Source organism: Agarivorans sp. DSG3-1 (assembly GCF_046774965.1).
GTDB lineage: Bacteria > Pseudomonadota > Gammaproteobacteria > Enterobacterales > Celerinatantimonadaceae > Agarivorans.
In genome coordinates this window covers 2971315-2982432 of sequence record NZ_CP177241.1, presented here as the reverse complement: position 1 = coordinate 2982432, position 11118 = coordinate 2971315, and the positions used below count along the sequence as shown (strand labels likewise).

6 protein-coding genes, 2 tRNA genes and 3 rRNA genes are annotated in these 11118 nt (G+C 45.9%); 4 read left to right on the top strand and 7 right to left on the bottom strand.

The window, feature by feature from the left end; translation table 11 throughout:
- Positions 1-3 precede the first annotated feature (3 nt).
- The 4 genes from ACLD71_RS13865 to galU all read left to right on the top strand — a co-directional run bounded on the left by ACLD71_RS13865 (position 4) and on the right by galU (position 2345).
- Positions 4-567 carry a septation protein A gene (locus tag ACLD71_RS13865; protein ID WP_411991057.1) on the top strand — a complete coding sequence of 188 codons (564 nt, stop codon included), beginning with the start codon at positions 4-6 and terminating at the stop codon, positions 565-567.
- 1 nt (position 568) lies between these two features.
- Positions 569-868 carry a YciI family protein gene (locus ACLD71_RS13860; RefSeq protein ID WP_411991056.1) on the top strand — a complete coding sequence of 100 codons (300 nt, stop codon included), beginning with the start codon at positions 569-571 and terminating at the stop codon, positions 866-868.
- Positions 869-1005: 137 nt separating this feature from the next.
- Positions 1006-1278 (top strand): ComEA family DNA-binding protein, encoded by a 273-nt coding sequence (locus ACLD71_RS13855; RefSeq protein WP_411991055.1) that lies wholly within the window; start codon positions 1006-1008, stop codon positions 1276-1278.
- Positions 1279-1448: 170 nt separating this feature from the next.
- Positions 1449-2345, top strand: a complete 897-nt coding sequence (galU, locus tag ACLD71_RS13850; RefSeq protein ID WP_411991054.1) for a UTP--glucose-1-phosphate uridylyltransferase GalU — start codon at positions 1449-1451, stop codon at positions 2343-2345.
- A 483-nt stretch (positions 2346-2828) separates the two neighbouring features.
- Here galU and rrf read toward each other — a convergent pair.
- The 7 genes from rrf to ACLD71_RS13815 form a co-directional block, all read right to left on the bottom strand.
- Positions 2829-2944, bottom strand: a 5S ribosomal RNA gene (rrf, locus tag ACLD71_RS13845).
- 117 nt (positions 2945-3061) lie between these two features.
- Positions 3062-5950 (bottom strand): 23S ribosomal RNA (locus ACLD71_RS13840).
- A 236-nt stretch (positions 5951-6186) separates the two neighbouring features.
- A tRNA-Ala gene (locus ACLD71_RS13835) sits at positions 6187-6262 on the bottom strand.
- A 25-nt stretch (positions 6263-6287) separates the two neighbouring features.
- Positions 6288-6364: transfer RNA gene (locus ACLD71_RS13830), tRNA-Ile, on the bottom strand.
- Between the two features lie 76 nt (positions 6365-6440).
- A 16S ribosomal RNA gene (locus ACLD71_RS13825) occupies positions 6441-7983 on the bottom strand.
- Together the 16S, 23S and 5S rRNA genes with 2 tRNA genes alongside form the textbook arrangement of a ribosomal RNA operon.
- 503 nt (positions 7984-8486) lie before the next feature.
- Positions 8487-9044, bottom strand: a complete 558-nt coding sequence (gene gmhB / locus ACLD71_RS13820; protein ID WP_137672877.1) for a D-glycero-beta-D-manno-heptose 1,7-bisphosphate 7-phosphatase — start codon at positions 9042-9044, stop codon at positions 8487-8489.
- A gap of 36 nt (positions 9045-9080) precedes the next feature.
- A complete protein-coding gene (locus ACLD71_RS13815) occupies positions 9081-11081 on the bottom strand; it encodes a methyl-accepting chemotaxis protein (RefSeq protein ID WP_411991053.1) in 2001 nt (666 codons plus the stop codon).
- Between the last annotated feature and the right edge of the window lie 37 nt (positions 11082-11118).

The following is an 11118-nucleotide window of genomic DNA, read 5'->3' as shown; positions in this document are numbered from 1 at the left end:
ATTATGAAACAGTTTTTCGAGTTTATTCCCCTAATTATCTTTTTTGCTGTCTACAAAATGCAGGACATTTATGCCGCTACGCTGGCATTAATCATTTCAACTGCCATATTGCTGGCTATTTCTTACATTAAAAATAAGAAAGTTGAGAAAATGCATCTCATCTCTTTTATTCTGATTTTGGTTTTTGGTGGCTTAACCTTAATTTTACGCGATGACGACTTTATCAAGTGGAAACCAACGGTCATCAACTGGATTTTTGGACTGGTTTTATTAGTGAGTCAATTTGCTTTCGGCAGCCCATTGATTAAAAAAATGTTGGGTAAAGAGATGACCCTTCCCGATCAAGTTTGGTCAAAAGTAAACGTTGCCTGGGCATTGTTTTTTATCGCCTGCGGTACCTTGAACCTCTATATTGCATTTACTTATTCAGAAGAGTTTTGGGTAAACTTCAAGGTGTTTGGTTTACTCGGGTTAACACTAGTATTTACCCTAGGAACAGTGGGTTATTTGTATAAACACTTACCTAAAGGTCAGCAAGAGTCTTTATCTCAGAAAAAGGATATTTAGCATGTGGTACGTAATTTATGCCCAAGACGTTGAAAACAGTTTAGATATGCGCAAACAAGCTCGTCCGGCTCACTTAGAAAGACTGAATAGTTTGCTTAACGAAGGGCGCTTATTAGTCGCAGGACCAATGCCAGCGATTGATGCTGAAGACCCCGCTGAAGCTGGCTTTACCGGCTCAACAGTGATTGCCGAGTTTGCTAGTCTCGAAGAGGCACAGAGCTGGGCAGATGCAGACCCATATATTGATGCAGGGGTTTATGCCGATGTAACTGTTAAACCCTTCAAAAAAGTACTTCCCTAGCCTATTAAAAGGCGAGTCTCTCTCGCCTTTTCTTCATTTTCACTTCGATTTTCTAGCAATTTCACTCAAATGAGTGATTCACCTATTTGGTTGTTGCTCTACATTTATTCATGGTTTTATCAAAAAGGAGAATAACCATGAATTTCAAACAACTACTCATCGCTATCGTATTCAGTGCAATTGGCCTAGGCAATGCTTTAGCCAATGAGCCCACTGCCCAACTTAACTTAAATACCGCCAGCGCTGAGCAGCTTGATGAGCTAAAAGGAGTAGGAATATCAAAATCAGCGGCAATTGTTAAATATCGTCAGCAAAATGGGAACTTCAAAAACGTAGAACAAATTGTATTGGTACCAGGCATAGGAGAAAAAATTTACCTAGATAATAAAGATCGAATGTACGTCGACTAACTCCTAAACAAGCATCGTCCGCAGCTAGTTGCATAAACTAGGGCGACTGCTCTTCTTCTCGTAAGTCTTTAATTATATATCCCCGCAGATCTGATTTATCACAATTTAAAATGTCACTTTCACATGTTACATTAGCCCAGCATTTACCATTACTTTTCAAGAGACTGAAAATGACCCTAAGAGTACGAAAAGCTGTACTGCCAGTGGCTGGACTTGGCACAAGGATGTTGCCAGCAACAAAAGCTATTCCCAAAGAAATGCTACCGATAGTAGACAAACCGCTAATTCAGTATGTGGTTCAAGAGGCAATCGCCGCTGGCATCAAAGAAATCATCTTAGTGACCCACTCTAGTAAAAATTCAATCGAAAACCATTTCGATACCAGCTTTGAGTTAGAAGCCACACTTGAAAAACGCGTCAAGCGCCAGTTGCTTGAAGAAGTGCGTTCGATTTGCCCTAAAGACGTAACCATCATGCACATACGCCAAGGTGTCGCAAAAGGACTGGGGCATGCCATTCTCTGTGCTCATCCTCTTATTGGCGATGAACCATTTGCCGTGCTACTACCAGACGTTATACTTGATGACTCAACTTCAGATCTTCGTACTGAAAACTTGGCGGATATGGTTGCTAAGTTTAATCAAACGGGTTCTAGCCAAGTAATGGTTGAAGCTGTTGCTAAAGAGGATGTAAGTAAGTTTGGTATTGTCGATATTGACGGCAAGAAGCTTACACCAGGTGAATCAGCAGATATGATAGGCTCTGTGGAAAAACCAGCTATTGAGGACGCACCTTCAAACTTAGCGGTTGTTGGTCGCTATGTGCTTTCTGCACAGATCTGGAATGAGCTAGAAAGAACCGCTCCAGGCGCTGGCGATGAGATTCAACTTACCGATGCAATTGACAGCCTAATGACTAAAGAAGCTACCCAAGCCTATTACATGGTAGGAAAAAGCCATGACTGTGGTAGCAAGTTTGGCTATATGAAAGCTATCGTTGAGTTCGGATTACGCCATCCTGAACTAAAGGATAGATTCACAAAATACCTATCTGAACTTAAGCTTTAAGCTTCAACACTTCAAAGCGCTTAACTAGCGCTTTGAAAGCCCTCCCCAACATTTAGCCCTACCACAACTTAAATCATGAATACCCATTCTTTTCTATAAGAACGTACTCTCTACTAGTAATAATCTTATTGGTAAGGCCTGAGAATCCTAGACACTTTCTAGGTTCTCAGGCCTTACCAAAAACCACTGGTCTACCTTGTATGTTCAAGAAAGTGATAAGCGGGAAAGGGTAGAATAAAGCTCTTTTAAAAACGCAGAGTAAATTGCCTCGAGCGATAAATCGCAGGCAATAAAAAAGCCCGCTCATTGAGCGGGCTTAGTATTTGGAGCCTGGCGGTGGAACAGGGGCGCAGCATAGCTGCTTCCGCTTCGGCCTAAAAAGCACGCTTTTCCTGGCGGCCTTCGCCCTACTTGAAAGTAGCCCACTTTTTTTGTCCAATAAAAAACCCCACTGTCTTGCGACAATGGGGTCATCTAATAAGAGCCTGGCAGTGACCTACTTTCACATGGGGAAACCCCACACTATCATCGGCGCAGTTGCGTTTCACTTCTGAGTTCGGCATGGGTTCAGGTGGGTCCACAACGCTATTGCCACCAGGCAAAAACTTGTTGTCTTTAACATTCGAAAAAGCTGAAACATCCCACGAGTCTAACAAGCACTCTTGGTTTCTAAATAAGATAATCTTCATCAAACATACACACCACTTAGGTGTTGTATGGTTAAGCCTCACGGGTAATTAGTACAAGTTAGCTCAATGCCTCACAGCACTTACACACCTTGCCTATCAACGTTGTAGTCTCCAACGGCCCTTCAGGGGACTTAAAGTCCCAGTGAGAATTAATCTCAAGGCCTGCTTCCCGCTTAGATGCTTTCAGCGGTTATCAGTTCCGAACGTAGCTACTGGGCAATGCTATTGGCATAACAACCCAAACACCAGCGGTTCGTCCACTCCGGTCCTCTCGTACTAGGAGCAGCTCCCTTCAATTCTCAAACGCCCACGGCAGATAGGGACCGAACTGTCTCACGACGTTCTAAACCCAGCTCGCGTACCACTTTAAATGGCGAACAGCCATACCCTTGGGACCGACTTCAGCCCCAGGATGTGATGAGCCGACATCGAGGTGCCAAACACCGCCGTCGATATGAACTCTTGGGCGGTATCAGCCTGTTATCCCCGGAGTACCTTTTATCCGTTGAGCGATGGCCCTTCCATACAGAACCACCGGATCACTATGACCTACTTTCGTACCTGCTCGACGTGTCTGTCTCGCAGTTAAGCTGGCTTATGCCATTGCACTAACCGTACGATGTCCGACCGTACTTAGCCAACCTTCGTGCTCCTCCGTTACTCTTTGGGAGGAGACCGCCCCAGTCAAACTACCCACCAGACACTGTCCGCAATCCCGATAAGGGACCAACGTTAGAACATCAACACTACAAGGGTGGTATTTCAAGGTCGGCTCCACATCATCTAGCGACAACGCTTCAAAGCCTCCCACCTATCCTACACATGTAGGGTCAATGTTCAGTGTCAAGCTGTAGTAAAGGTTCACGGGGTCTTTCCGTCTAGCCGCGGGTACACCGCATCTTCACGGCAATTTCAATTTCACTGAGTCTCGGGTGGAGACAGCTTGGCCATCATTACGCCATTCGTGCAGGTCGGAACTTACCCGACAAGGAATTTCGCTACCTTAGGACCGTTATAGTTACGGCCGCCGTTTACCGGGGCTTCGATCAATAGCTTCGTCCAAAGACTAACCACATCAATTAACCTTCCGGCACCGGGCAGGCGTCACACCGTATACGTCATCTTTCGATTTAGCACAGTGCTGTGTTTTTAATAAACAGTTGCAGCCAACTGGTATCTGCGACTCTCAGCAGCTTAGGGAGTAAATCCCATCACCATCAAGAGCGTACCTTCTCCCGAAGTTACGGTACCATTTTGCCTAGTTCCTTCACCCGAGTTCTCTCAAGCGCCTTGGTATTCTCTACCCAACCACCTGTGTCGGTTTGGGGTACGGTTTCGTATAATCTGAAGCTTAGAGACTTTTCCTGGAAGCAGGGCATCAACCACTTCATGTCCGTAGACACTCGTCATCAATTCTCAGCCTTAGACACCCGGATTTTCCTAAGTGTCCAGCCTACAACCTTAAACATGGATAACCATCACCATGCTGGCCTAGCCTTCTCCGTCCTCCCATCGCAATTATACGAAGTACAGGAATATTAACCTGTTTCCCATCGACTACACTTTTCAGTCTCGCCTTAGGGGCCGACTCACCCTGCTCTGATTAACATTGAACAGGAAACCTTGGTCTTTCGGCGAGGGGGCTTTTCACCCCCTTTATCGTTACTCATGTCAACATTCGCACTTCTGATACCTCCAGCAAACCTTACGATTCACCTTCAACGGCTTACAGAACGCTCCTCTACCATGCTTACAAAGTAAGCATCCGTAGCTTCGGTGCATAGCTTAGCCCCGTTACATCTTCCGCGCAGGCCGACTCGACCAGTGAGCTATTACGCTTTCTTTAAATGATGGCTGCTTCTAAGCCAACATCCTGGCTGTCTAAGCCTTCCCACATCGTTTCCCACTTAGCTATGACTTTGGGACCTTAGCTGACGGTCTGGGTTGTTTCCCTTTCCACGACGGACGTTAGCACCCGCCGTGTGTCTCCCGGATAGTACTTAGTGGTATTCGGAGTTTGCAAAGGGTTGGTAAGTCGGGATGACCCCCTAGCCTTAACAGTGCTCTACCCCCACTAGTATTCGTCCGAGGCGCTACCTAAATAGCTTTCGAGGAGAACCAGCTATCTCCCGGTTTGATTGGCCTTTCACCCCCAGCCACAAGTCATCCGCTAATTTTTCAACATTAGTCGGTTCGGTCCTCCAATTGGTGTTACCCAATCTTCAACCTGCCCATGGCTAGATCACCGGGTTTCGGGTCTAATCCCAGCAACTATGCGCGCAGTTAACACTCGGTTTCCCTACGGCTCCGCTATTCGCTTAACCTTGCTACTGAAATTAAGTCGTTGACCCATTATACAAAAGGTACGCAGTCACCCCACAAGGGGGCTCCCACTGCTTGTACGTATACGGTTTCAGGTTCTATTTCACTCCCCTCACAGGGGTTCTTTTCGCCTTTCCCTCACGGTACTGGTTCACTATCGGTCAGTCAGGAGTATTTAGCCTTGGAGGATGGTCCCCCCATATTCAGACAACATATCACGTGTGCCGTCCTACTCGATTTCACTTAAAGTAGATTTTCATGTACGGGGCTATCACCCTGTATCGCTGTCCTTTCCAGAACATTCCACTAATCACATAAAAGCTTAAGGGCTAATCCGGGTTCGCTCGCCGCTACTACCAGAATCTCGGTTGATTTCTTTTCCTCCGGGTACTTAGATGTTTCAGTTCCCCGGGTTCGCCTCGCAACGCTATGTATTCACGTTGCGATACTGCATAAAATGCAGTGGGTTTCCCCATTCGGAAATCCATGTCTATAACGTCTTTTATCGACTTAACATGGCTTATCGCAGATTAACACGTCCTTCATCGCCTCTGACTGCCAAGGCATCCACCGTATACGCTTAGTCACTTAACCATACAACACCTAAATGTTGTCGCTTAACTAACTTGAATGGTCAGGCTGTATAAGTCCTGCCATTCGAGTACGATCACCTTATTTTTTTGAATACCAAAAACACTTGTTATTTAACTCGTATTTTTGAGATATTTTTTATCAGCTTTTCCAAATTGTTAAAGAGCATTGGTTCATCAAAAAAACCAAAGCTAAATGGCCAAGTATCGGCGACTTATCTTTGGTTTTTAGGTAAGAAATGGTGGAGCTATGCGGGATCGAACCGCAGACCTCCTGCGTGCAAGGCAGGCGCTCTCCCAGCTGAGCTATAGCCCCATTTTCTTACTAACCGTTGGACCCTTGGTAGGTCTGGGCAGACTTGAACTGCCGACCTCACCCTTATCAGGGGTGCGCTCTAACCAGCTGAGCTACAGACCTAAACAGGTTCCAACGTTCTCTATACTTTCTATCAAGCAATCTGTGTGAACACGTCACAGGGACATCAGCATCATAATAAGGAGGTGATCCAGCCCCAGGTTCCCCTAGGGCTACCTTGTTACGACTTCACCCCAGTCATGAACCACAAAGTGGTGAGCGTCCTCCCGAAGGTTAAACTACCCACTTCTTTTGCAGCCCACTCCCATGGTGTGACGGGCGGTGTGTACAAGGCCCGGGAACGTATTCACCGTAGCATTCTGATCTACGATTACTAGCGATTCCGACTTCACGGAGTCGAGTTGCAGACTCCGATCCGGACTACGACATGCTTTTTGGGGTCCGCTTACTCTCGCGAGTTCGCATCCCTCTGTACATGCCATTGTAGCACGTGTGTAGCCCTGCCCGTAAGGGCCATGATGACTTGACGTCGTCCCCACCTTCCTCCGGTTTATCACCGGCAGTCTCCCTAGAGTTCCCACCATTACGTGCTGGCAAATAAGGATAGGGGTTGCGCTCGTTGCGGGACTTAACCCAACATCTCACGACACGAGCTGACGACAGCCATGCAGCACCTGTATCTAAGTTCCCGAAGGCACCAAACTATCTCTAGTGAGTTCTTAGTATGTCAAGGGCAGGTAAGGTTCTTCGCGTTGCATCGAATTAAACCACATGCTCCACCGCTTGTGCGGGCCCCCGTCAATTCATTTGAGTTTTAACCTTGCGGCCGTACTCCCCAGGCGGTCTACTTAATGCGTTAGCTGCGTTACCCACGAGTTAAACTCACAGACAACTAGTAGACATCGTTTACGGCGTGGACTACCAGGGTATCTAATCCTGTTTGCTCCCCACGCTTTCGTACATGAGCGTCAGTTTTTGTCCAGGTGGCCGCCTTCGCCACTGGTATTCCTTCAGATCTCTACGCATTTCACCGCTACACCTGAAATTCTACCACCCTCTACAAAACTCTAGCTTCCCAGTTCCAAATGCCATTCCCAGGTTGAGCCCGGGGATTTCACATCTGGCTTAAAAAGCCGCCTGCGTACGCTTTACGCCCAGTAATTCCGATTAACGCTCGGACCCTCCGTATTACCGCGGCTGCTGGCACGGAGTTAGCCGGTCCTTCTTCTGTCGCTAACGTCAAAGATAGCAAGTATTAATTACTACCCCTTCCTCACGACTGAAAGTGCTTTACAACCCGAAGGCCTTCTTCACACACGCGGCATGGCTGCATCAGGCTTTCGCCCATTGTGCAATATTCCCCACTGCTGCCTCCCGTAGGAGTCTGGGCCGTGTCTCAGTCCCAGTGTGGCTGATCATCCTCTCAAACCAGCTAGGGATCGTCGCCTTGGTAAGCCATTACCTTACCAACTAGCTAATCCCACTTGGGCTAATCTCTACGCGAAAGGTGCCGAAGCATCCCCTCCTTTGGTCCGAAGACATTATGCGGTATTAGCAGTCGTTTCCAACTGTTGTCCCCCACGTAAAGGCATATTCCCAAGCATTACTCACCCGTCCGCCGCTCGTCATCTTCTAGCAAGCTAGAAATGTTACCGCTCGACTTGCATGTGTTAAGCCTGCCGCCAGCGTTCAATCTGAGCCATGATCAAACTCTTCAATCAAAGTTTTTTCGCTCAAAGTAAAAACTGAAAATTATTACTGTTAAAACAGTGCAAGCATCCAGTTCACTTAAGCTAATTTTTTCGCTTAATGCCCTGTGAGTGCTCACACAGATTGCTTGATAAATTGTTAAAGAGCGTTGCTTCGTTGCCGAAGCGAGGTGCGCATTCTACGCTTTCCTCTGTGGCTGTCAACCGCTTTTTAATATTAATTAAGAAGAAGTTTTTGCGCCGCTAATAAAGCCTCAGGCCTTACCAACCCTGACCTCGTTTCTACATCGCTTTGCAGCGCCGCTTGCCGTGTCAGTGGAGTCGCATTATAGGGATCCGCGATTCTGGTGCAAGCGTTTTTTTACCAAAAATGCGCTTTACCGCACCGTTTGCTCACATTCTAAACAAAACGGTCATTTTTGACTAAAAATACAACAAAAGTAAGTTAAAAAAAGAGAGTTTGCGCAGACCAAAAGAGATATTCGGAATGGAAAACTCATCATTTAGCTAATGAGCTAACCCTGCTGTTGAATATACACTGCAGCATCTTGTAGAGAAGCAACTTTGGCTATGGCTAGCTTTGCTTCTTGTTCTGATATTGGATACTGGCCTTCAACCAATAATCGATTAGGTACACCAGCATTTTTAGCTGCAAGAAGATCAGATGCTTTGTCACCGACTAACCAAGATTTAGATAAGTCGATATTTAGTTCAGCGGCCGCTTCTAACAACATACCAGGTTGTGGTTTTCTACAATCGCAATCTTGACGGTAAGTTTCGTCACCATATTTACTATGATGTGGGCAGAAATAGATACCATCTAGATCTACGCCACGATCTGCTAATGACCAATCCATCCATTCAGTCAAACTGACAAATTGCTCTTCGCTAAAATAGCCTCGAGCAATACCCGCTTGATTGGTGACTACCACTAAAAGCCATCCAGCTTTCTTTAGTTGTTGCATTGCTTCTATAGCGCCGTCGATAAACTCAAAGTCGTCGACCTTAGAAACATAGCCACGGTCGTGGTTAATTACACCATCACGGTCGAGAAAAATAGCGGGCTGCTTCATTACATAGTTCTACTGTTAATTATCTAAGCGCCAATTCTACAATACAAAACGTTGGATTTGTTGTTTCAATTGAATCGACTTTTCTTCTAAGGCTTTAGCATCATTCACACTTGACTGAGCTTCACTAACCGAATCTTGAGCAATCAACGCAATAGTTTCTAACGTAGAGGCTACATCTGTAGCCACTGCAGATTGCTCTTCAGTAGCTGCGGCAATTGCAGTCACCATTTCAGTTACCCCCTGAGTAGTGCCAATGACTTGTTGTAAAGCATCTCCAGCTTTGTTCACCACTTCTCTACCACTAAATACCAATTCGGTACTTTGGCTCATACTTTGGTTTGCGGCTTCTGTGAGGCTGCGAATTTGATTAATGATACGTGCAATTTCTTCTGTAGATTCACTGGTTCTGCTAGCGAGGCTTCTCACTTCGTCAGCCACCACTGCAAAGCCCCGCCCTTGCTCACCAGCACGAGCGGCTTCAATTGCAGCGTTTAAAGCAAGAAGATTAGTTTGCTCGGCGATGCCTGCAATAACATCGGTGATTTTCTCAACCTCTGCCCCGGCTAGATTTAGTTTGGCAATATGCTGATTGCTGTCCCCTACTGAACCTTCAATTTTTTTCATAATGGAAATGGTGTCAGTCACTACGCCACCACCTTGCTCGGCTACCTCTCCACACTCTCTAGCGTGGTCAGCAGCTTGCGAAGTATTTTGTGCAATTTCTCGAGCGGCAACCGACATTTCTTCAATCGCGGTGGCTGCAGAGTCTACTTTTGAGCGTTGTTCATCTAGCGCTGCACCAATACCGCTGCTTTTATCAAATACTTGAACACTGCTTTGGCTAACGTCTGCAGCCGTTTGATTAACCTCGGCGATGAGCCCCTGTAACTGCTCAGCCATAGCGTTAACAGAGGTGGTCAATAATCCTACTTCGTCTTTATTTGTTACCTTTAAGGGTGGGTTAGACAGATTACCATTAGCAATTTCTACGGCTCTCTGATTAACCAAGCCCAAGCTCGTTTTAATTTGCTGCGTTAACCATAAAACAACTATACCACCGAGCAAAGCCGCGATAGCGGCGCCAGCAAACACCACAAACACGATTTGTTTACCCAGAGTTTCCAATTGCGATTGGTGGTCCTCTAACTGTTGTTGCTGCTGTTGATTCCAACTATTTAACTGAACCTGAATATCTTCCACCAGCGGTATAACATCATTAGCCATTCTATAGTTAGCGATATTCCAATCCTCGGCTGCGCGAATCACAAACAATTCATCTACCAAGGGGACGAATATATCAACCAACTCTACAAATTGCTGCCAAAGCCTGGCTTGCTCTTCTGTAAACAGGCTGCTGGCGGCCTCTACATCTGCCACCCGTTGCTTATGTCTGGCAAAGTATTCTTGGTATTTTTTCTGCTCGTAGCTATCTCCTGTAATAATAAAACTTCTTAAACTGGTTAAAGCATTAGCCAGTTCATTACGTGCTTCGCTCATATCAGCCAACAAACGTACTCGTTTTTTAGGGCTGTAAAGACCTGACTGTGATACCTCTTCGGTAACAGCGCTAGACACTTGGTTCATCGCTTCTTCTGCTAAGGGCGCTATATCAAATAACAACAGAGCATGAGCAGGTAAGTTGTCTTCACTGTTTGAAATCTTAATAATTTGTTGCTGTAACGCTTTGAGCTGCTCAAAACTCGCGGTTGTTTGTTCAGGCACACCTGCAGTAGTTAAAGCTTGAAGGTGCTCTAGGCTAGCCGCTATATTTTGCCATGATTGCTCAAACTGCTGTTGAAACTGCTCGGCACGTTGTTTGTCGGCTCCATGAATAAGATAACCACGCAGCGAACTAACGGTTAACTGCAACTGGCTTTCAATTTCTTTGCTTTGGGCAACAACAGGAACACTAACTTCAACTATTTGCCGTTCCTTTTGAGTAATGCTGCCTAGTTGAACAAATACGATGAAAGCAGAAATAACCATTAATACAGCCATAAAGCCAAACGCTGATAATAGTTTATTGGAAATAGACACTGACAAAGCTCCCTTTATTGAAGTGAAGATGCTGAAG

Coding starts and splice junctions, on each gene's coding strand:
- ACLD71_RS13865 (WP_411991057.1), top strand. CDS start 4: ATGAAACAGTTTTTCGAGTTTATTCCCCTAATTATCTTTTTTGCTGTC.
- ACLD71_RS13860 (WP_411991056.1), top strand. CDS start 569: ATGTGGTACGTAATTTATGCCCAAGACGTTGAAAACAGTTTAGATATG.
- ACLD71_RS13855 (WP_411991055.1), top strand. CDS start 1,006: ATGAATTTCAAACAACTACTCATCGCTATCGTATTCAGTGCAATTGGC.
- galU (WP_411991054.1), top strand. CDS start 1,449: ATGACCCTAAGAGTACGAAAAGCTGTACTGCCAGTGGCTGGACTTGGC.
- gmhB (WP_137672877.1), bottom strand. CDS start 9,044: ATGAAGCAGCCCGCTATTTTTCTCGACCGTGATGGTGTAATTAACCAC.